The organism is Streptomyces sp. NPDC048514 (genome assembly GCF_043199955.1).
Classification (GTDB): domain Bacteria; phylum Actinomycetota; class Actinomycetes; order Streptomycetales; family Streptomycetaceae; genus Streptomyces.
The window spans coordinates 65507-85105 of record NZ_JBICWT010000018.1; the positions used below are offsets into that span (position 1 = coordinate 65507).

Consider the following 19599-nt stretch of genomic DNA (forward strand, 5'->3'; position numbering starts at 1 on the left):
CCCGCACCCGCCGCTCGGGGCGGTTCAGTAGGTGCCCACCTCCACGCGTGGCGGTCCGTCGTGCCAGGTGCAGAACACCGACACCCGGTCCGCGCCCCTGCCGAACTCCACCCGGATCCACGTCTGCGTCTTCCACAGCTGCATCGACCAGCCCGCCCCCGGGGTCGCCGAGACCAGCGTCGCGCTGGAGGCGCCCAACTCGAAGACCGCCCGGCCGCCGTCGGTGTCGTACGCCTTGACCCGGCCGGACGCCGGCGCCGGCTTGCCGGAGGAGGGGCTGTGCGTGCCGGCCGGACTCCGCGAGGGCGCGGGGGACGACGGCGCTCGCTGCGTGCGCGACGGGGACGGGGAGGCGGACGGGGCCCCGGACGCCGGCTTCACGTCCCGCGCCCTCACGTCGGCAGCGGTGACCGGCAGGGCGCGCGGCGGGTCGTACACCGTGCCCTCCATCACCGTGTGCACGCCCCACCACGACAGCGTGACCGCCGCTCCCGTCGCGAACAGCCAAGCCAGTACGTGGACCAGTCCTCTGCGCATCGCGGGCCATACTGCCTCAGGGACACCGCCGTGCGCACCCGCCCCGAGTTGTCCACAGGCGCCCGGCCGGCGTCGCGCGCATGGCGTACGGTGCGGCGCATGGCAAGTGTGCTCGTGGTCGAGGACGACCAGTTCGTACGCTCGGCACTCATCCGGCATCTGACCGACGCCTCGCACACCGTGCGCAGCGTCGGTACGGCACTGGAGGCACTGCGCGAGGTCGCCCATTTCCGGTTCGACGTGGTCATCCTGGACCTCGGGCTGCCCGACCTGGACGGCTCCGAGGCCCTGAAGATGCTGCGCGGCATCACCGAGGTGCCCGTCATCATCGCCACCGCCCGTGACGACGAGACCGAGATCGTCCGGCTGCTCAACGCCGGTGCGGACGACTACCTCACCAAGCCCTTCTCCGTCGAGCACCTCTCCGCCCGGATCGCGGCCGTGCTGCGCCGGTCCCGCTCCGGCGCGGCGGAGGGCCCGCCCTCGTCCGTGCTGCGGGTCGGCGGGCTGACCGTCGACCCGCTGCGCCGCCAGGCCGACCTGGACGGTGTCCGTCTCGACCTCACGCGCCGCGAGTTCGACCTGCTGGCGTTCCTGGCGGGCCGCCCCGGTGTCGTCGTCCCGCGCAAGGAACTCCTCGCCGAGGTCTGGCAGCAGTCCTACGGCGACGACCAGACCATCGACGTCCATCTGTCCTGGCTGCGCCGCAAGCTGGGGGAGACCGCGGCCCGGCCGCGCTATCTGCACACCCTGCGCGGGGTCGGGGTGAAGCTGGAGCCGCCCGTGCCGGCCGAGGGCGAAGGGGTGCCGCCGCGATGAGATGGGCCCTGGTCAAGGTCTGCCTGGCGGTGACCGCGATGGTCGTGGTCGCCTTCGCCGTACCGCTCGGGCTGGTCGTCAAGGAGATGGCCCGCGACCGTGCCTTCGCCGGGGCCGAGCGGGAGGCCGCCGCGGTCGCGCCCGCGCTGTCCATCACCACCGACCGGGACAAGCTGGAGCGGGTGGTGGCCTCCGCCGGCGCCGACTCCGGGCTGTCAGTGCATCTGCCCGCCGACGGCGCTCGGGCCGCGATCGACCTCGGCCCGCAGCGCGCCGCCGACCGCGACATACGGGCCGTGCGCAGGCTCGGCCGCGCCTCCACGACCGCCGTCGCCGGCGGCTCCACCCTGCTGCAGCCGGTGGCGCTCGGCACGGGCACGATCGCGGTCGTCGAGGTGTACGTACCCGAGTCCGAGGTGGCCAACGGCGTCCGTACGGCCTGGGCGGTCCTCGCGGCCGTCGGCCTCGCGCTGATCGTCGGCTCGGTCGCCGTCGCCGACCGGCTCGGGGTGCGCATGGTGCAGCCGGCCCGGCGGCTGGCCGAGGGCGCGCACGAACTGGGCGAGGGCCGCCTCGGCGCCCGGGTGCCGGAGGACGGCCCGGCGGAACTGCGGCTCGCCGCGGTCGCGTTCAACTCGATGGCCGACCAGGTGGTCCAGCTCCTCCACAACGAACGGGAGCTGGCGGCCGACCTGTCCCACCGGCTGCGCACCCCGCTCACCGTCCTGCGGCTGAACGCGGCCTCCCTCGGCGCCGGGCCCGCCGCCGAGCAGACCCGGGCCGCCGTCGCCCAGCTGGAGCGCGAGGTGGACACCATCATCCGCACCGCGCGCGACGCCAGACCGCAGACGGCCGCGGCCGGCCCCGGCGCCGGGTGCGACGCCGCCGAAGTGGTCCGCACACGCATGGAGTTCTGGTCCGCGCTCGCCGAGGACGAGGGCCGCACCTGGCGGGTGGCCGGCGTCGACCGTCCGGTCCGCATACCCGTGGCCCGCGGCGACCTGGCCGCCGCCCTCGACGCCCTGCTCGGCAACGTCTTCCGGCACACCGCCGAAGGCACCGCCTTCGCCGTGGACGTGCACAACGGCGAGGACGCGGTCATCGTGCTGGTCTCCGACGCGGGCCCCGGCATAACCGACCCGGAGGCGGCGATGGCCCGTGGCCGCGGCTCCGGGAACACCGGCTCGACGGGCCTCGGCCTCGACATCGTCCGCCGCCTGGCCGAGTCCACCGGCGGCGACGTCCGCATCGGCGCCTCGGTGCTGGGGGGCACCGAGGTGCGGATCTGGTTCCAGCTGGACGGGCGGGGGCCGGCCGGGCGAGGCCGACGGGGCGCCGTACGCAGGCGACGGCGGGGCAAATTGGTCTCGACCTTTAACCGCCCCCGATCGCTCCCTTAAGCGAACCCTAAGGTCTGCGACGGCCGTCCCCAACACGAGGTTTGTCCCTTTCCCGGTCGCTAGCGTGCTGCCGCACCCCCACCCCCGTGTACAGCGAAGGCAGGCACATGACCACGCACCGGCGCAGGATCAGCGGCAGGAACAAGGCGATAGGCGGCCTGGTGGCCGCGGCCGTGGCCGGCGGCGGCGCGGTCCTGCTCACCGGCACCGCGAACGCGGCAGGTGTGGACGCCGCGTTCACCAGGACCAGCGACTGGTCCACGGGCTACACCGCGCAGTACGTCGTCACCAACAACAGCGGCGGCGCCGAGAAGACCTGGACGCTGGAGTTCGACCTCCCGGCCGGCACCCGGCTCGCCTCCCTCTGGAACGGCGAGTCGGCCGTCAGCGGCCGGCACGTCACCGTCAAGCCCGCGAAGTGGGACACCGCCGGTCTCGCCCCGGGGAAGTCGGTGACCATCGGCTTCGTGGTCGACGGCACCGGCGCCCCGACGGGCTGTCGCATCGACGACCAGCGGTGTTCCGCGGACGACGGAGCCACCCCCGAGCCGAGCGGCCGCCCCACCGAGACCGGGACGGGGGCGCCGGCCCCCACCGGCTCCGCCACCCCCACGAAGCCGGCCACCCCCACCGGGAGCGCCACCCCCACCCCTACCCCCTCGGGCAGCACGGGCAGCGGCACCACCGCCTCCGCCGGCTTCGCCCCCTACGTCGACACCTCCCTCTACCCGGCCTTCGACCTCCTCGGTTCCGCCGACGCGACCGGTGTGAAGAACTACAACCTCGCCTTCCTCACCGACGGCGGCGGCTGCACCCCCAAGTGGGGCGGCGTGACGGACCTGACCGGCGACGGCGTGGCCGGCCAGATCGGCGCGCTGCGCGCCAAGGGCGGCGACGTCCGGGTCTCCTTCGGCGGCGCATCCGGCTCCGAGCTGGCCACCACCTGCTCCTCCGCCGACGCGCTGGCGGCGGCCTACGGCAAGGCCGTCGACGCGTTCAGGCTCACCAAGGTCGACTTCGACGTCGAGGGCGGGGCGCTGCCGAACACGGCCGCCAACACCCGCCGCGCGCAGGCCATCGCCAGGCTCCAGGCCCAGCACCCGGGCCTGGACGTCTCCTTCACCCTCCCGGTGATGCCCGAGGGCCTCACCCAGGACGGCGTGAACCTCCTGTCCGACGCCAAGTCCAACGGGGTGAAGATCAGCACCGTCAACATCATGGCGATGGACTACGGCGCCTCCTACAGCGGCGACATGGGCACCTACGCCGTGCAGGCGGCGACCGCCACCCAGGCCCAGATCAAGGGCGTACTGGGGCTGTCCGACACCGCCGCCTGGAAGTCGGTCGCGGTCACCCCGATGATCGGCGTCAACGACGTCTCCTCCGAGGTCTTCAAGGTCGACGACGCCACCCAGCTGGTGGACTTCGCCAAGTCCAAGGGTCTCGGCGGGCTCTCCATGTGGTCCGCGACCCGCGACAAGCAGTGCCCCGGCGGCACCAAGCCCACCGCCGACGCGACCTGCAGCTCCGTCACCCAGTCCGCGTTCGCCTTCTCGAAGGCCTTCGGGGCGTTCAACTGACCCGGATCCACGGGTCGTCCGAGCGGGGGCGCGGTACTCCGGGGGGAGGACCGCGCCCCTTTCGGCCTCAGACCGCCGGCTCCAGCGGCGGCAGCGCCCCCGTCCGGGCCGCCTGCGCGTACCAGCGCGCGCTCGACTTCGGTGTCCGCTCCAGCGTCGTGTAGTCCACGTACACCGCGCCGAACCGCTTGCCGTAGCCGTACGCCCACTCGAAGTTGTCCATCAGCGACCACAGGTAGTAGCCGCGGACGTCGGCCCCGTCGGTGAGGGCGCGGCGCACCTCCGACAGGTGGCCGTGCAGGTAGGCGATGCGCTCGGGGTCGTGCACGCGGCCGTCGGGGTCGGGCTTGTCGTCGTAGGCCGCGCCGTTCTCGGTGACGTACAGAGGCAGGCCGGGGGCCTCGCGGGTGTAGCGCATCAGCAGCTCGTACAGGCCCGTCGGGTCGATCGTCCAGCCCATCTCCGTGCGTTCGCCGGGCGTCTGGTGGAACAGCACGTCGTCGGCGGCCGGCCAGGGGGAGTGTTCGCTGGCGCCGTGGCCGTCCGCCCCCGAACCACCGGCCCTGCCCGCCGCGGCGGAGACCAGGGCGGGGGTGTAGTAGTTGAGGCCGAGGGCGTCCAGCGGCGCGTTGATCGTGCGGACGTCGCCGTCGAGGACGTAGGACCAGTCGGTGACCGACGCGGTCGCCGCGAGCAGCGTCCTGGGGTACGCACCGTGCAGGATCGGCCCGTGGAAGACCCCGTTGGCCAGGTCGTCGATCCGGCGGGCCGCGGACAGGTCGGCCGGTTCCTGGGACAGCGGCCGTACCACCGAGGAGTTGAGGCTGATCGCGATACGGTTGCGGGCCGGCATCGCCGAGCGCAGCGCCGAAGCGCCCAGCCCGTGCGCCAGGTTGAGATGGTGGGCCGCGCGCAGGGCGGCCGCCGGGTCGGTACGGCCGGGCGCGTGCACCCCTGAGCCGTACCCCAGGAAGGCACTGCACCAGGGCTCGTTCAGCGTGATCCAGTTCTCCACCCGGTCACCCAGCGCCTCGCCGACCAGCCGCGCGTACTCGGCGAACCGGAACGCGGTGTCCCGCTCCGGCCAGCCGCCCGCGTCCTCCAGTTCCTGCGGCAGGTCCCAGTGGTAGAGGGTGAGCGCCGGCGTGATCCCGCGCGCCAGCAGCTCGTCCACCAGACGGCGGTAGAAGTCCAGACCCCGCTGGACCGCCGGGCCCCGGCCCGTCGGCTGCACCCGCGACCAGGAGACGGAGAAGCGGTACGCGTTCAGGCCCAGGTCCGCCATCAGCGCCACGTCGTCGCGGTAGCGGTGGTAGTGGTCGACCGCGATGTCACCGGTCTCGCCGCCCGCCGTCCGGCCCGGGGTATGGCTGAAGGTGTCCCAGATCGAGGGGGTGCGGCCGTCCTCCCGCACCGCCCCCTCGATCTGGTACGCCGAGGTCGCCGCGCCCCAGAGGAAGGCCGCGGGGAAGGTCACGGAGGAATCGGGTTCAGACATGGAAGCGCTCCCAATGGAGGTCGGAGGAGAGACCGGCGGGTGACGGGTGAGGGGGGCGCCGCCCCGGAGGGGGAGGGGCCGCAGGAAGAGGGGGCCGCTCGGCGGTGGGAGAGGGCCGAGCCGGGGGAGGGGGCCGAGTCGGGGAGGGGCTGGGCCGGGCAGGGACGGGCCGGGGAGGGGGGGCGGGGAGGGGCGTGGCGGACGGTGACCCGGCACCCTTCCCCTCCCCCCGCGGCAAGGGACGTGTCAGCCCTTGACCGCGCCCTGCATGATCCCGCCCACGATCTGCTTGCCGAACAGCAGGAAGGCGATCAGCAGCGGCAGGGTGCCGAGCAGCGCCCCCGCCATGATCACGGCCTGGTCCGGGACATAGCCGGTGCCGAGTGAGTTCAGGGCCACCTGCACCGTCGGATTCTGCTGGTTCAGGGCGATGATCGGCCACAGGAAGTCGTTCCAGGCGAACACGAAGGTCAGCAGCCCGAGTACCGCCATCGCCGGCCGCGCCGCGGGGAAGACGACGTGCCACACGATCCGGACGCTGCTCGCGCCGTCCACCCGGGCCGCCTCGATCAGCTCCGTCGGCAGCGCCTGCACCAGGTACTGCCGCATGAAGAACGTGCCGAACGCGGTGACGAGGCTCGGCAGGACCACCGTCTGCAGCTGGTTCGACCAGCCCAGGTCCGCCATCCACAGGTACAGCGGTACGACCGCCAGCTGCGGCGGGATCATCATGGTGCCGACCGTCAGCAGCAACAGCAGCCCGGAGAAGCGGAACCGCAGCTTGGCGAAGGCGAAGCCGGCCAGCGTCGAGAACACCACCGTGCTCGCCGTGATCGTGCCCGCCACGAGCACCGAGTTGAACATCGCGGTGCCGAGTCCCGCCTGCTCCCAGGCCGTCTGCAGGTTCTTGAACAGACTGCCGCCGAACCACAGCGGCGGCGGGGTCTGGGCGAGCCGCCGGTCGGTGCGCGAGGCGGCGATCGCCGTCCACACCAGCGGGGCCAGCGAGACGAGGGCGAACACCGTCAGCACGAGGTACGTCACCGGGCCCGCGTGCAACTGCTTGCCCGCACCCATCACCCGCCGGCGCTCCTTGCGGGCCGCCCGGGGCAGCGTCGGTTCACTGGTCGTCATGCGGACTTCCTCAGCCGTCGGGTGAACAGCAGATTGACCGCTGCGACGATCAGCAGGATCAGGAACATCGACCAGGCGATCGCGGACGCCTTGCCGAGGTTGCCGATGATCCAGCCCTGGTCGTACATGTACAGGCCGAGCGTCTGGAACTGGTGCTCGGAACCGCCCTTGGACCCGCTCACTCCGCCGAACAGCAGCGGCTCACCGAAGAGCTGCGTGGCACCGATGGTGGAGACCACGACGGTGAACAGGATCGTCGGCCGCAGCTGCGGAACCGTCACATGCCGGAACTGCTGCCAGCGGTTGGCCCCGTCGATCGCCGCCGACTCGTACAGATCGGCCGGGATCGCCTGCATCGCCGCCAGATAGATCAGCGCGTTGTAGCCGGTCCAGCGCCAGATCACGATGGACGACACGGCGAACTGCGAACCCCAGTCGGACTCGCGCCAGTTGACCGGGTCCACCCCGAAGAAGTGCAGGACCCAGTTGACCATGCCGCCGTCCCACGAATACAGCAGCGTGAACACCAGGGTCGCGGCCGCCACCGAGGTGGCGTAGGGCGTCAGCATGACCACCCGCCACATGGTGGAACCCCGCAGCCGGTAGTTCAGCAGGTGCGCCAGGCCGATGGCCGCCAGCAGCTGCGGCACGGTCGAGACGAGGCCGATGGTAAACGTGTTCCGCAGGGCGTTCCAGAAGAAGTCCGAGGAGAGCAGGTTCCGGTAGTTGTCCAGGCCCGCCCAGGTCTGGTGGTCCAGCCCCGACAACTGCACGTCGTGCAGCGAGTACCAGGCCGTGTAGAGCAGCGGGACCAGGGTGAAGGCCCCGAACAGGACGAAGAAGGGGGCCACGAACGCGTACGGCGACGCCTTCGTGTCCCAGCGGTACAGCCGGCTGCGCCAGGGCTCGGCGCCCGCCGGCGTACCGCGACCATGAGCGCCCCGGACCGCGCCCGGCGGGGTGCCGGGCGCGGCCTCGGCACTCGACGCGGGGTGCGCGAGAGCCTCTTTGGAGCCGGTCACTGGCCGAGCACGTCCTTGATCTCGTTCTTCGCGGCGTCCCAGCCCTGCGCGGGCGTCCGGCCCTTCTGCTCGACCTGGAGGATGCCGACGTCACTGATCGCGTTGTCGATCGGCTTGTCCTTGGGGCCGAGGGGCTGGGCGGGGATGGTCTTCGCCGAGTCGGAGAAGATCCGGGTGAGCGGCGCGCCGGAGAAGTACGCCGTGGTGTCGGCCTGCGGCTTCAGATTCGCGTACGCCGACGGGGTCGACGGGAAGCTGGCCTGCTTGGCGAAGACCTTCGCCTGCTGCTCGGGCGCGGTCAGCCACTTCGCCAGTGCGATGGCCTCCTTCCGGTGCTTGCCGGCGGTCGGCACGCCGAGGAAGGAGCCGCCCCAGTTGGACGCCGCCGGCGCCGCCGCCACGTCCCACTTGCCCTTGCCTGAGTCCCCGGACTTCTGCTCGATGTAGCCGATCATCCAGGCCGGGCAGGCGACGGAGGCGAAGGTGCCGTTGGCGAAGCCCTGGTCCCAGGTCGGGTCGAACTGCTTCAGCTTCGCGGACATGTTGCTGGTCGCGGCGCTCATGGCGGCGTCCCAGGCCTTCTTCACGCCCTCGGACCTGTCCCAGACGACGTTGCCGTCCTTGTCGTAGTACCGCTCGCTCGCGCCGCCCACCGCCGCGTTGTAGACGGAGGAGGCCGAGTCCACGAACTTGGTGCCCTTGGGCGCCTTCTTCATGTACTCCTTGCCGACGTCGACGTACTTGGACCAGTCGCCCTTCCACATCTCGGCGAGCCTGGTCCGGTCGGTCGGCAGCCCGGCCTTCTGGAACAGGTCCTTCCGGTAGCAGACGGCCATCGGCCCGGTGTCGGTCCCGAGCCCGATGGTCCTGCCGTCCTTGGTGGTGGCCTGCGCGAGCTTCCAGTCCAGCCACTGCGACTTGTCGACCTCCTTGCCGAGGTCGACGAACTTGTTCGCCTGGGTCTGCACGGCCTCGGTGATGTTGCCGACCTCGATGGCCTGAATGTCGTCGCTGCCGGAACCGGCCTGGAGGCGGGTGAGCACCTTCGGCCAGTAGACGTCCGTACGGGTGGTGACGTTCTCCTTGATGCTGATGTCCGGGTGCAGCTTCATGTACTCGTCGTAGAGGCCGGACTGCTTGTAGCCGAAGACGCCGAAGGTGCCTATCGTCAGAGTGATCTCGCCCTTGCGGCCGCCGTTGCCGTCGCCGGCGCTCGCCGAGCCGTCGTCCGAGTCGTCGGCGCAGCCGGCCAGCAGCCCTGTGGTCAGCGCGGCGACGGCCACGAGGGCCCCCAGTCTGCGCGGCCCGCGGATGCTCGTGCGCATTGCTCCTCCTGTTGCCTGACGTGCCGACCCCCCGGCCAACTGCATGGAACAAGGCCCGTTCGTGCTCGCTGCGGCTCGGGCGGGGAACGTGCGGGATGTGTAGGTGCCAGGTGCTGTGGGAGCGCTCCCACAGGTGATGTGTTGAAGAGTCGCCGGTTCGGAGCGGGGTGTCAAGGGACCGCACACGGCCAACTGTGTTCAGTTGTCGGGACGTTAAGTGGACCGCTGACTTCCGGAAGCTGTGGGCCAAGTCTGGCGGAAAAGCTTCACCTGCGGGGGCGGAGGGAGGACTTCGCGCGGGCGCCCGCGCCAGTCCCCCCCCGCCGGGCGCCGGGCGGTCGCCGCGGTGGTCGAGGCTGTTACATTCCAGGCCAGCACCAGGAGACGGTCGAGAGAGGCGGAGCCCATGGCAGGCCACGCGGGGCGGAGCCGGAGCGGGGGCCGGCCCACGCTCGAAGAGGTCGCCGCCCGCGCCGGGGTGGGACGGGGCACGGTGTCACGGGTGATCAACGGCTCGCCCCGGGTCAGCGACGCGACCCGCGCCGCGGTCGAGGCGGCGGTCGCCGAACTCGGCTACGTGCCCAACACCGCCGCCCGTGCCCTGGCGGCCAACCGCACCGACGCCGTCGCGCTCGTCGTTCCCGAGCCGGAGACCCGGTTCTTCGCCGAGCCGTACTTCTCGGACATGCTGCGCGGTGTCGGTGCCGGACTCGCCGAGACCGAGATGCAGTTGCTGCTGATCTTCGCGGGCAGCGACCGGGAGCGCCGGCGTCTCGCGCAGTACCTGGCGGCCCATCGGGTGGACGGTGTGCTGCTGGTCTCGGTGCACGCCGACGATCCGCTGCCCGACCTGCTGGCCCAGCTCGAGATCCCGGCCGTGATCAGCGGCCCGCGCTCGGCCGGCGAGGCGCTCACCTCGGTGGACTCGGACAACTACGGCGGCGCCCGCTCGGCGGTGGAGCACCTGCTGGCCGGCGGTCGCCGCCGGATAGCGCACATCACCGGCCGGCTCGACGTCTACGGCGCCCAGTGCCGGGTCGACGGCTACCGCGACGCCCTGCGCGACGCGGGCCACCCGGCGGACGAACTCCTCGTCGAGCGAGGGGACTTCACGGAGGAGGGCGGCCGCCGGGCGATGGCGGTCCTGCTGGACCGGCACCCGGACCTGGACGCGGTCTTCGCCGGCTCCGACGTGACGGCGGCCGGTGCCCGGCAGGTGCTTCGCGAGGCCGGCCGTCGCATCCCGGACGACGTCGCGCTGGTCGGCTACGACGACTCCGCGATCGCCCGCCACATGGACCCGCCGCTCACCAGCGTCCGCCAGCCCATCGAGGAGATGGGCCGGGCCATGATCGACCTGCTCCTCGCGGAGGTCGCCGACCGTCGACCGGCCGCGGCCCGGGACCTGGAACGGCGGCACGCGGTCCTGCCGACGGAACTGGTGGCGCGGGCGTCTTCGTGAACGGCGGCGTTCGTGCCGGGGCCCGGCGTGCCTGCCCGGCACGGCATCGTCCACGGGCGCGGCCACACTCGCGGCCTTCTTGCCCGGCCTTGATGTCGGCCCGGGCCCGACCGGCGGTGCGGGCGTTCTCGCGCGGCCACCGGGCGTGCGCTCCGGCGGTCAGGGAAAACGAATCAGCCGGTGCCCCGTCTTTCGACGGAGTCACCGGCTGATCACACAGGGTGAGTGACGGGACTTGAACCCGCGGCATCCTGGACCACAACCAGGTGCTCTACCAGCTGAGCTACACCCACCATGACCGGTGGTTCGAGGAGTGCTTTCCCCGACCGGCCGAGAAGAAGTCTACATGGTTCGAAGGGGTGCTCGCGCACAGGTTTTCGCGCGGGCGTCCGTGCGGGCCCGGGCGGACACCCGCACGGACCGGGAGTGGTCCGCGCCGTCACCGCAGGGGCGACGGGCGGTCCGCGCCCGTCACTGCGTGGGCAGGACGTGCTTGGCGGCGATCGCCTTCGCGGTGTCGGAGTCCGGGCCGGGCTGCGGGACGAAGACGGCCTCGCGGTAGTACCGCAGCTCGGCGATCGACTCGCGGATGTCGGCCAGCGCCCGGTGGTTGCCGTTCTTCTCCGGGCTGTTGAAGTACGCCCGCGGGTACCAGCGGCGGGCCAGCTCCTTGATCGAGGAGACGTCGACGATGCGGTAGTGGAGGTAGTCCTCCAGGGTCGGCATGTCCCGCAGCAGGAAACCGCGGTCGGTGCCGACGGAGTTGCCGCACAGCGGGGCCTTCCCCGGCTCCTTCACGTGCTCCCGGACGTACGCGAGGACCTGCTCCTCGGCGTCCTTCAGGGTCGTGCCGCCCGCCAGCTCGGCGAGCAGTCCGGACGCGGTGTGCATCTGACGCACCACCTCCGGCATCGTCTCCAGCGCCCGCTCCGGCGGACGGATGACGATGTCCACCCCGTCGCCGAGCACGTTCAGCTCGGAGTCGGTGACGAGGGCGGCAACCTCGATGAGAGCGTCGTCGGACAGCGAGAGGCCGGTCATCTCGCAGTCGATCCACACCATGCGATCGTTCATGCGACCACCCTAAAGCTGGCGTGCGCTTTTGGGATGCCCCCTGCCTCGTCCTCGGGCCCTGGACGGGCCCGAGGACGAGATCGGTGGCGCGGTGCGGCGGTCAGCTGCCGCTGCGCGGCCCCGGGAGCAGACTCACCGCGCCGGCGGCGGCACGCCGGCTCTGCATCGGCACGCCGCTGTCCGGATGCAGCATGGGGGGCACATGGCCCACCGGACCGGGGCCCCCGGGCAGACCCGCGGGCGGTCCCTGCTGGCCGACCGGGGACATCGGGGCGTCCGGCTCACCGTGCCGGTCGCTCTGGGGCCGGCGCGCCCGATAGGCCGCGCGGTAGGCCGCCGGGGACGAGCCGAGCTGGCGGCGGAAGTGCCCGCGCAGCGCGACGGGGGAGCGGAAACCGCACCGGCCCGCCACCTCGTCCACGGAGTAGTCCGACGTCTCCAGCAGGCGCTGCGCCTGCAGCACCCGCTGGGTGATCAGCCACTGCAGCGGTGCGCTGCCGGTCAGCGAGCGGAACCGGCGGTCGAACGTACGGCGGCTCATGTAGGCGCGTGCCGCCAGTGTCTCCACGTCGAACTGCTCGTGGAGGTGTTCCAGCGCCCAGGCGACGACCTCGGCGAGCGGGTCGGCGCCGATCTCCTCTGGTAAAGACCGATCGAGGTAGCGCTCCTGGCCGCCTGTTCGGCGTGGCGGTACCACCAGGCGCCGGGCGAGCGCGCCGGCCGCCTCGTTGCCGTGGTCCGTCCGCACGATGTGCAGGCACAGGTCGATGCCCGCGGCGGTGCCGGCCGACGTCAGCACGTCGCCGTCGTCGACGAACAGCTCCCGTGGATCGACGTGCACCGACGGATAGCGCTTGGCCAGCGTCGGCGCGTACATCCAGTGGGTGGTCGCCGGGCGTCCGTCCAGCAGTCCGGCCGCCGCGAGCACGAACGCGCCCGTGCACAGCCCTACGATGCGGGCACCCTCCTCGTGCGCTCGCCGCAGGGCGTCGAGCGCCTCCTCCGGCGGCGGCGAGGTGATCGAGCGCCAGGCCGGCACGACGACCGTGCCGGCGCGTGAGATCGCCTCCAGTCCATGTGGTGCGGTGAGTTCCAGGCCCCCTGTGGTCCGCAGCGGGCCTTCCTCGCCGGCGCACACCAGCAGTCGGTAGCGCGGTACTCCGGCGTCCTGGCGGTCGATCCCGAACACCGACAGTGGGATGGAACTCTCGAAGATGGGGCCGCCGCTGAACAGCAGCACGGCGACGATCTCCTTGCGGCGGCGCCCGGAGAGCTTCCGGGCCGCGGCTTCCGGCGTGGCAGTGGAGTCGTGGCTCATCCTGCTAAGCCCCCCTCGGTGGTCGCGGCTCCTCGGTTGTGTCGCTCCTGCACGTTTCCCCTCGGTCCTGCACGAGTCCCCCGCCATAAGACAGTCAAGATCGAAATTTACTGGCTACCGCGGTCTCACGGTGGCCGGTTCGACACGCCGGACATTGTCGACATGACAACTTGGCGTGAAGCATTCGATCACGAAGGGTTGCACTCACAAGCCGCGTAGGGAAGTACGCCTTGTCGCAGTGGCCAAACCGCGTAGGGTGCAGAGCGCCCCGTAGACCCTTTCCGTGCAGGTGGAACGGGGGTTGGGGGATGGTCGGGACCCCTCCTGGGCGATATCCAGAAGTTGGCTGAAAAGATGCGTCCGAGGGTGCGGAAACCGGTCAGTCGACCGGTGTCTGCCCCCGAGTGTGACGTCCGCCTCTTTGCGTCGCGCAATCCGCGGCACCCCGCTCGGAGCGGCGCAGCAGTACCCGGCAGACGGCCGTGACCGCGGCCAGGCCCAGTGCGGTACCCGCCGCGCCGGCCAGCGAGGTGCCGTACCAGAGCAGGACCACGGGGACGAGGACGCAGCTGAACGCCGCCCAGCGGATCACGTCGCTGACGGTGTCCGGTGCGCGGTGCGGCTCGGAGTGCGGTCGGGGTCCGGGCATCTCGTACTCCCTGTGGCGGTGGCTCACCCCGGTACAACGCCCGTTCGACGCGGCGGTCACCGGGCGCGCATCTGTGAATCCTGTGCAAACCGCCTGTACGGGGCAGCAAGCATTGCGTTACGGGCGCGGCTCGTGCATGCTCCGGTGAACCCCTACGGACCACGGGGTACCGCTCACGGAGCGTGCGCGGGGACTGGGCTCAGGAGGAGTGCAGCCGTACCCTTGGGGGTATGGGCTTGGGAAGATGTTTCCCGGACACAGCTCCGCCGCACGCTTCCGCAGCACACTGTCGTCCCACCCATGAAGGATCACGACGCCGAGACAGCCATGGCCGGTCACGAATTCTCCGAACCCGCGGACCGCAAGCGGCCGGTCGCCGATCCCACGGCGGCCGATCCCCTGGCGGCGGCGGAGCCACGCCCTTCCTGCGACCCGGCCTTCCGGCACGGAGTGGTCGTCGGCTTCGACGGCTCCACCTCCAGTGAGCGCGCCCTCGCCTACGCGATCGGCATGGCCCACCGCTCCCACTCGGGGCTGATCATCGTCCACGTGGCCAACCGGCTGCCGACCACCGTGTGGGCCGGCTGCGAGCCGCCCGTCTTCGTCGATGTGCCGGACCACCGCACCGAGGTCCTCGGGCTCGAGCTGGCCTGCGCGGACTACCTGGCCGAAGTGCCGTGGATCCTGGTCGAGCGCGGCGGTGACATCTGCCACGAACTCGAAGAGGTGGGCCGCGAGTACGAGGCCGACGCGATCGTCGTGGGATCCACGCACGGCATCGTGGGCCGGATCTTCGGCTCGGTCGCCGGCCGGCTCGCCAAGCGGGCGAAGCGGCCCGTGATCGTCATTCCCTGAAGCGGGCGCAGTAGCCCGTGATCGTCGTTCCCCGAGGCGGGCGCAGCGGCCCGTGATCGTCGTCTCCCGGCGGGCTCACGCTCCGTCAACTTCCTTTGTGCAGCGCGAAACTACTCGTGCGTAGAGGTGGTTTGTGTCCTTGTGAAGGGCATATACCGGTCACCGCTCAACCGCACAGCACGAAGGGAGCCCGCCGTGGACAACGAAGTCTCCGCGGGAATCGTGAGCACCACCGTGGTCGGCCGACTCGCCCTGGGAGTAACCCTGTTGGCGTTCGGGATCGGCCTGACCGGCGTGATCGACGGCGTGCGTGCCTCCGACGCCGTGACCGTGGCCCATTACGTGGGCGGGGTCGCCCTCTTCCTCGTCGGCCTGCTGGCCCTGCGCGACGACGCCGGCTCCGGCGTGGCGTACGTGGCTCTCGGCGCCCTGTGGTTCACCTGGGCCGTGTCGGGTGCCTCCTCGGCCAACGCGACCGGGCTGTTCCTGCTGCTGTTCGCCCTGGTGGCGCTCACGCTGACCCTCGCGGGCGGCGACACCCCGAGCCAGATCGTGCACGGGCTGCTGTTCCTGGCGATGCTGGTGCTCGCCGTCGCGGCCTTCGCCGACAGTTCCGCTCTCGCGAAGGCCGCGGGCTGGGTGGCCGTCGTCTCGGGCGCGGTGGCCTGGTACGCCGCGACCGCGGCGCTGGCGCACTGGCCGACGGCCGTTCCCGGGCGTGCCGCCGGCCGGGGGGTGACGGCCACCGGCTGACACTCAGCGGCACCGGAAGGACCCCCACGTGTCCGGTGGCACACGTGGGGGTCCGTTCCGTTGTCGCGCCCGTGCGGGTGCGCCGTGGCCGCTCGCGCAGTTCCCCGCGCCCCTGACGGGGCGCGGTCGACCGCGTTCCCGACGGGGCGCGGTCGCCGGCGTTTGTGACGGGGTGCGGTCGCCGGCGTTTGTGACGGGGTGCGGTCGCCGGCGTTTGTGACGGGGCGCGGTCGGCCGCGGTTCTGGTCCGGGGCGGCCGGGTTACTCCACCGTCACCGACTTCGCGAGGTTGCGCGGCTTGTCGATGTCCCGGCCCAGGGCCTTGGCCGTGTGGTAGGCGAGGAGCTGGAGCGGGATGCCCATGAGGATCGGGTCCAGTTCGTCCTCGTTCTTCGGGACGAGGATCGTCTGGTCGGCCTTCTCCTGGTGCTGGTGGGCCACGGCGAGGATCTTGCCCTCGCGGGCCTTGATCTCCTCCAGGGCGGCGCGGTTCTTCTCCAGCAGGTCGTCGTCGGGGACGATCGCGACCGTGGGCAGCGCGGGCTCGATGAGGGCCAGCGGGCCGTGCTTCAGCTCGGAGGCGGGGTAGGCCTCGGCGTGGATGTAGGAGACCTCCTTGAGCTTCAGGGAGGCCTCGCGGGCCACGGGGTAGCCACGGACGCGGCCGATGAAGAGCATCGAGCGGGCTTCGGCGTACTCCTCCGCCAGCTTCTTGATCTCCTCCTCCTGCTCCAGGATCTCGGTGATCTGCTGCGGCAGCCTGCGCAGGCCCTCGATGATCCGCTTGCCGTCGCGGACGGAGAGGTCGCGGGTGCGGCCGAGGTGCAGGGCGAGCAGGGCGAAGGCGACCGTGGTGTTGGTGAAGCACTTCGTCGAGACCACGCAGACCTCGGGGCCCGCGTGCACGTAGACACCGCCGTCCGCCTCGCGGGCGATCGCCGAGCCGACCACGTTGACCACGCCGAGGACGCGGGCGCCCTTGCGCTTCAGCTCCTGGACGGCGGCGAGGACGTCGTACGTCTCACCGGACTGGGAGACCGCGACGTAGAGGGTGTCGGGGTCCACGACCGCGTTGCGGTACCGGAATTCGGAGGCGGGCTCGGCGTCCGCGGGGATGCGGGCCAGCTCCTCGATCATCTGGGCGCCGATCATGCCGGCGTGGTACGAGGTGCCGCAGCCGAGGATCTTCACGCGGCGGATCTTGCGTGCCTCGCGGGCGTCCAGGTTGAGGCCGCCGAGGTGCACGGTGGAGAACCGGTCGTCGATGCGGCCGCGCAGCACCCGGTCCACGGCGTCGGCCTGCTCGTGGATCTCCTTGTGCATGTACGTGTCGTGGCCGCCCATGTCGTACGAGGCCGCTTCCCACTCCACGGTGGTCGGCTCGGCGGTGGTACGGGTGCCCTCGGTGGTGTACGTACGGAAGTCGTCGGCCTTGAGGGTGGCCATCTCGCCGTCGTCGAGGGTCACTATCTGCCGGGTGTGGGCGACCAGGGCGGCGATGTCGGAGGCGACGAACATCTCCTTCTCCCCGATGCCGAGGACCACCGGGGAGCCGTTGCGGGCCACCACGATGCGGTCGGAGAAGTCGGCGTGCATCACCGCGATGCCGTACGTGCCCTCGACCAGCCGGAGGGTCTCGCGGACCCTGTCCTCCAGCTTCTCGGCCTGGGCGCGGGCGATGAGGTGGACGAGGACCTCGGTGTCGGTCTCGGAGAGGAACTCGACACCGTCCGCCTCCAGCTTGCGGCGCAGGTCGGCGGCGTTGTCGATGATGCCGTTGTGCACGACGGCGACCTTGGAGTCGGCCGACATGTGCGGGTGGGCGTTCAGGTCGGACGGGGCGCCGTGGGTGGCCCAGCGGGTGTGGGCGATGCCGGTGGTGCCCTTGAAGCGCGCCGGCACCTTGGCCTCCAGGTCCCGGACCCGGCCCTTCGCCTTGACCATCTTCAGGCCGGGCGTCTTCGGGGAGGTGACCACGATGCCCGCGGAGTCGTAGCCGCGGTACTCCAGCCGCTGGAGGCCTTCCAGCAGGAGGGGGGCGACGTCACGCTTCCCGATGTATCCGACAATTCCGCACATGTATAGAGGTATCCCTTGAGTGTCGCTTGTCGGGCCCCGGCCGGTTCTCAGCCGTAGACCATGCGGCGCAGCTGCCTGAGCGTCAGCTCCGGCGGCGCCACCGCCCGGTATTTCAGATCCGCCTCGATCCGGTCGAAGATCTCCGTGTTCACCAGGCCCTGGGCCTGCAGCTCACGGTGGCGGCGACGGACGAAGTCCTGGGTCGTCTCGTCGAAGAAGGCGAGCACGTCCTGGACCACCCGCAGCGCCTCGCCCCGGCTCAGGGGCGTGGACCGCGTCAGGTGATCAACCAGTTCGTCGTGCACCCGGTAGATCCTGGGGTACCGGCCGCCGTTTCGCAAGGAGCGTGCCCGATTTCGGGCAGGCGATAGTTGAAACTCTTATGGACCCCTGTTCGCAAGCTGTCCATTCCGTGTCTTGCGTCTCGTTGCCCGGACCCACGAGTTTCGGACCCCATGGACATTCCACGTATGGGAGTACCGGAGAAGCTCGCCGAGCGCATGAGCATGGCCGAGCGGCACGAGTACCTGCGCGCCAGATTCTCACGGCGCACGATGATCAGAGGCGGCGCCGTCACCCTGGGCGCCGTCACGGGCGGCGCGTTCGTGGCGGGCGCCACCGCCCAGGCCGCCGTGCCGGCCCGGCGCACGGCCCCGGCCCGGCGCACCGCCCCGGCCGGCGCGTCCGTCGACGGCTCGCACGTCGCCCCCTTCGGCCGCCACCTCGCCTACGGCAACGACCCGCGCACCGAGATGACCGTCTCCTGGCAGGTCCCGGTCGCCGTGCGGAAGCCGTTCATCCGTATCGGCGCCCACCCCTGGGACCTCTCCCGCAAGATCGAGGCCGAGGTCCGCGCCCTCTACACCCCGGCCGGTGTCGGCGCGAGCGGCGACCACACCCAGTACTACGTGCACGCCAGGCTCACCCACCTGCGCCCCGGCCGGACCTACCACTACGGCGTGGGCCACCAGGGCTTCGACCCGGCCGAGCCGCACCTGGCGGGCACCCTGGGCACCTTCACCACCGCCCCGGCCCACAAGGCGCCGTTCACCTTCACCGCCTTCGGGGACGAGGGCGTCGGCTACCACGGCCTGGCCAACAACGCCCTGATCCTCGGCCAGAACCCGGCCTTCCACCTGCACGCCGGTGACATCGCCTACGGCGATCCGGCCGGCCAGGGCAGGTCCACCGACACCGGCTTCGACTCGCGCACCTGGGACCAGTTCCTCGCCCAGACCGAGACGGTCGCCAAGCAGGTCCCGTGGATGCCGGCCTACGGCAACCACGACATGGAGGCCTGGTACTCGCCCAACGGCTACGGCGGCGAGGAGGCCCGCTGGACCCTTCCGGACAACGGCCCCGACCGCACGAACCTGCCGGGCGTCTACTCCTTCGTCCACGGGAACACGGCGGTCATCTCGCTCGACGCCAACGACATCTCCTTCGAGATCCCGGCTAACCTGGGTATATCCGGTGGAACCCAGACGAAGTGGCTGGAAAGCCGGCTGAAGAGGTACCGCGCCTCGAGGGACGTCGACTTCGTCGTCGTCTTCTTCCATCACTGCGCCTACTGCACCTCCACCGCGCACGCCTCGGAGGGGGGCGTGCGCCAGGAGTGGGTGCCGCTGTTCGAGAAGTACACGGTGGACCTGGTCATCAACGGCCACAACCACCAGTACGAGCGCACCGACGTCATCAAGGGCGACAAGGTCGCCAAGAAGCTGCCGATCGGCGGCACGGCCTACCCCGAGACCGAGGGTGTGGTGTACGTCACCGCGGGCGCGGCGGGCCGCGGCCTGTACGCGTTCTCCGCTCCGGACTCCTACGAGGGGCACGAGCACGAGAGCGAGTCCGTGGCCTCGTTCATCAACACCAAGGACGGCAAGGTCGACGAGACCGTCGCCTGGTCCCGGGTGCGCTACCTCGACTACTCCTTCCTGCGCGTGGACGTCGAACCCGCGCCGCGGGGCCGGCAGACCACGATGAAGGTGTCGGGCATCGCCGAGACGGGTGCCCGCATCGACCACTTCACGGTCTCCCGCCGGGCGAAGTAGGCCCACGCGCGCGCCCGGAAGAACAGGGCGGGCGTCCGGG

Annotated in this window: 17 protein-coding genes and 1 tRNA gene; 7 read left to right on the forward strand and 11 right to left on the reverse strand. The window is 71.4% G+C overall.

Annotated elements, in window-relative coordinates; translation table 11 throughout:
* Window positions 1-24 precede the first annotated feature (24 nt).
* Window positions 25-537, reverse strand: a complete 513-nt coding sequence (locus ACGFT2_RS33200) for a hypothetical protein (RefSeq protein WP_393285792.1) — start codon at window positions 535-537, stop codon at window positions 25-27.
* Window positions 538-636: 99 nt separating this feature from the next.
* On the opposite strand from ACGFT2_RS33200, the gene ACGFT2_RS33205 reads away from it, so the two are divergent.
* From ACGFT2_RS33205 to ACGFT2_RS33215, 3 genes are all read left to right on the forward strand, one after another.
* Window positions 637-1356, forward strand: a complete 720-nt coding sequence (locus ACGFT2_RS33205; protein ID WP_393285794.1) for a response regulator transcription factor — start codon at window positions 637-639, stop codon at window positions 1354-1356.
* On the forward strand, window positions 1353-2756 hold the full coding sequence (locus ACGFT2_RS33210) for a sensor histidine kinase (RefSeq protein WP_393285796.1): 1404 nt from the start codon (window positions 1353-1355) through the stop codon (window positions 2754-2756). The genes ACGFT2_RS33205 and ACGFT2_RS33210 overlap by 4 nt, the downstream gene beginning before the upstream one ends.
* A 107-nt stretch (window positions 2757-2863) precedes the next feature.
* Window positions 2864-4336, forward strand: a complete 1473-nt coding sequence (locus ACGFT2_RS33215) for a cellulose binding domain-containing protein (RefSeq protein WP_393285799.1) — start codon at window positions 2864-2866, stop codon at window positions 4334-4336.
* A 67-nt stretch (window positions 4337-4403) separates the two neighbouring features.
* On the opposite strand, the gene ACGFT2_RS33220 is transcribed toward ACGFT2_RS33215, so the two are convergent.
* The 4 genes from ACGFT2_RS33220 to ACGFT2_RS33235 all read right to left on the reverse strand — a co-directional run bounded on the left by ACGFT2_RS33220 (window position 4404) and on the right by ACGFT2_RS33235 (window position 9315).
* Entirely contained in the window at window positions 4404-5834 is a 1431-nt protein-coding gene (locus tag ACGFT2_RS33220) for a GH1 family beta-glucosidase (protein ID WP_393285800.1), read from the reverse strand.
* Between the two features lie 246 nt (window positions 5835-6080).
* The gene (locus ACGFT2_RS33225; protein WP_393285803.1) at window positions 6081-6968 is read right to left on the reverse strand and encodes a carbohydrate ABC transporter permease; all 888 of its coding nucleotides are present in this window, start codon (window positions 6966-6968) and stop codon (window positions 6081-6083) included.
* Window positions 6965-7990 (reverse strand): carbohydrate ABC transporter permease, encoded by a 1026-nt coding sequence (locus tag ACGFT2_RS33230; protein WP_393285805.1) that lies wholly within the window; start codon window positions 7988-7990, stop codon window positions 6965-6967. The genes ACGFT2_RS33225 and ACGFT2_RS33230 overlap by 4 nt, the downstream gene beginning before the upstream one ends.
* Window positions 7987-9315: an ABC transporter substrate-binding protein gene (locus ACGFT2_RS33235; RefSeq protein WP_393285808.1), complete on the reverse strand. Its 1329-nt coding sequence runs from the start codon at window positions 9313-9315 to the stop codon at window positions 7987-7989. Before ACGFT2_RS33235 ends, ACGFT2_RS33230 begins: the two co-directional genes overlap by 4 nt.
* A gap of 406 nt (window positions 9316-9721) precedes the next feature.
* Between ACGFT2_RS33235 and ACGFT2_RS33240 the strand changes: the two genes are divergently transcribed.
* On the forward strand, window positions 9722-10777 hold the full coding sequence (locus ACGFT2_RS33240; RefSeq protein ID WP_393285809.1) for a LacI family DNA-binding transcriptional regulator: 1056 nt from the start codon (window positions 9722-9724) through the stop codon (window positions 10775-10777).
* A gap of 220 nt (window positions 10778-10997) precedes the next feature.
* On the opposite strand, the gene ACGFT2_RS33245 is transcribed toward ACGFT2_RS33240, so the two are convergent.
* From ACGFT2_RS33245 to ACGFT2_RS33260, 4 genes are all read right to left on the reverse strand, one after another.
* Window positions 10998-11070 (reverse strand) — tRNA-His (locus tag ACGFT2_RS33245).
* Between the two features lie 178 nt (window positions 11071-11248).
* Entirely contained in the window at window positions 11249-11851 is a 603-nt protein-coding gene (gene orn / locus ACGFT2_RS33250; protein ID WP_393285811.1) for an oligoribonuclease, read from the reverse strand.
* 100 nt (window positions 11852-11951) lie between these two features.
* Window positions 11952-13169 (reverse strand): helix-turn-helix domain-containing protein, encoded by a 1218-nt coding sequence (locus ACGFT2_RS33255; protein WP_393285813.1) that lies wholly within the window; start codon window positions 13167-13169, stop codon window positions 11952-11954.
* A gap of 379 nt (window positions 13170-13548) precedes the next feature.
* The gene (locus ACGFT2_RS33260; protein WP_393285816.1) at window positions 13549-13818 is read right to left on the reverse strand and encodes a hypothetical protein; all 270 of its coding nucleotides are present in this window, start codon (window positions 13816-13818) and stop codon (window positions 13549-13551) included.
* 327 nt (window positions 13819-14145) lie between these two features.
* On the opposite strand from ACGFT2_RS33260, the gene ACGFT2_RS33265 reads away from it, so the two are divergent.
* Both ACGFT2_RS33265 and ACGFT2_RS33270 read left to right on the forward strand, forming a co-directional pair.
* Window positions 14146-14673, forward strand: a complete 528-nt coding sequence (locus ACGFT2_RS33265; RefSeq protein ID WP_393285935.1) for a universal stress protein — start codon at window positions 14146-14148, stop codon at window positions 14671-14673.
* 195 nt (window positions 14674-14868) lie between these two features.
* Window positions 14869-15426 carry a hypothetical protein gene (locus tag ACGFT2_RS33270; protein ID WP_393285818.1) on the forward strand — a complete coding sequence of 186 codons (558 nt, stop codon included), beginning with the start codon at window positions 14869-14871 and terminating at the stop codon, window positions 15424-15426.
* 261 nt (window positions 15427-15687) lie between these two features.
* Here the strand turns inward: ACGFT2_RS33270 and glmS are convergent, their stop codons facing one another.
* Window positions 15688-17505 carry a glutamine--fructose-6-phosphate transaminase (isomerizing) gene (gene glmS, locus ACGFT2_RS33275; RefSeq protein WP_393285819.1) on the reverse strand — a complete coding sequence of 606 codons (1818 nt, stop codon included), beginning with the start codon at window positions 17503-17505 and terminating at the stop codon, window positions 15688-15690.
* Window positions 17506-17552: 47 nt separating this feature from the next.
* Complete coding sequence (locus ACGFT2_RS33280) at window positions 17553-17810, reverse strand: hypothetical protein (protein WP_393285821.1); 258 nt, start codon at window positions 17808-17810, stop codon at window positions 17553-17555.
* Window positions 17811-17975: 165 nt separating this feature from the next.
* Here ACGFT2_RS33280 and ACGFT2_RS33285 point away from each other — a divergent pair, with 165 nt between their 5' ends.
* Window positions 17976-19559, forward strand: a complete 1584-nt coding sequence (locus ACGFT2_RS33285) for a fibronectin type III domain-containing protein (RefSeq protein WP_393285823.1) — start codon at window positions 17976-17978, stop codon at window positions 19557-19559.
* Window positions 19560-19599 lie beyond the last annotated feature (40 nt).

Excerpts from the sequence above, each read along its gene's own strand:
- ACGFT2_RS33200 (WP_393285792.1), bottom strand. The coding sequence starts at position 537 with ATGCGCAGAGGACTGGTCCACGTACTGGCTTGGCTGTTCGCGACGGGA.
- ACGFT2_RS33205 (WP_393285794.1), top strand. The coding sequence starts at position 637 with ATGGCAAGTGTGCTCGTGGTCGAGGACGACCAGTTCGTACGCTCGGCA.
- ACGFT2_RS33210 (WP_393285796.1), top strand. The coding sequence starts at position 1,353 with ATGAGATGGGCCCTGGTCAAGGTCTGCCTGGCGGTGACCGCGATGGTC.
- ACGFT2_RS33215 (WP_393285799.1), top strand. The coding sequence starts at position 2,864 with ATGACCACGCACCGGCGCAGGATCAGCGGCAGGAACAAGGCGATAGGC.
- ACGFT2_RS33220 (WP_393285800.1), bottom strand. The coding sequence starts at position 5,834 with ATGTCTGAACCCGATTCCTCCGTGACCTTCCCCGCGGCCTTCCTCTGG.
- ACGFT2_RS33225 (WP_393285803.1), bottom strand. The coding sequence starts at position 6,968 with ATGACGACCAGTGAACCGACGCTGCCCCGGGCGGCCCGCAAGGAGCGC.
- ACGFT2_RS33235 (WP_393285808.1), bottom strand. The coding sequence starts at position 9,315 with ATGCGCACGAGCATCCGCGGGCCGCGCAGACTGGGGGCCCTCGTGGCC.
- ACGFT2_RS33240 (WP_393285809.1), top strand. The coding sequence starts at position 9,722 with ATGGCAGGCCACGCGGGGCGGAGCCGGAGCGGGGGCCGGCCCACGCTC.
- orn (WP_393285811.1), bottom strand. The coding sequence starts at position 11,851 with ATGAACGATCGCATGGTGTGGATCGACTGCGAGATGACCGGCCTCTCG.
- ACGFT2_RS33255 (WP_393285813.1), bottom strand. The coding sequence starts at position 13,169 with ATGAGCCACGACTCCACTGCCACGCCGGAAGCCGCGGCCCGGAAGCTC.
- ACGFT2_RS33260 (WP_393285816.1), bottom strand. The coding sequence starts at position 13,818 with ATGCCCGGACCCCGACCGCACTCCGAGCCGCACCGCGCACCGGACACC.
- ACGFT2_RS33265 (WP_393285935.1), top strand. The coding sequence starts at position 14,146 with ATGGCCGGTCACGAATTCTCCGAACCCGCGGACCGCAAGCGGCCGGTC.
- glmS (WP_393285819.1), bottom strand. The coding sequence starts at position 17,505 with ATGTGCGGAATTGTCGGATACATCGGGAAGCGTGACGTCGCCCCCCTC.
- ACGFT2_RS33285 (WP_393285823.1), top strand. The coding sequence starts at position 17,976 with ATGGGAGTACCGGAGAAGCTCGCCGAGCGCATGAGCATGGCCGAGCGG.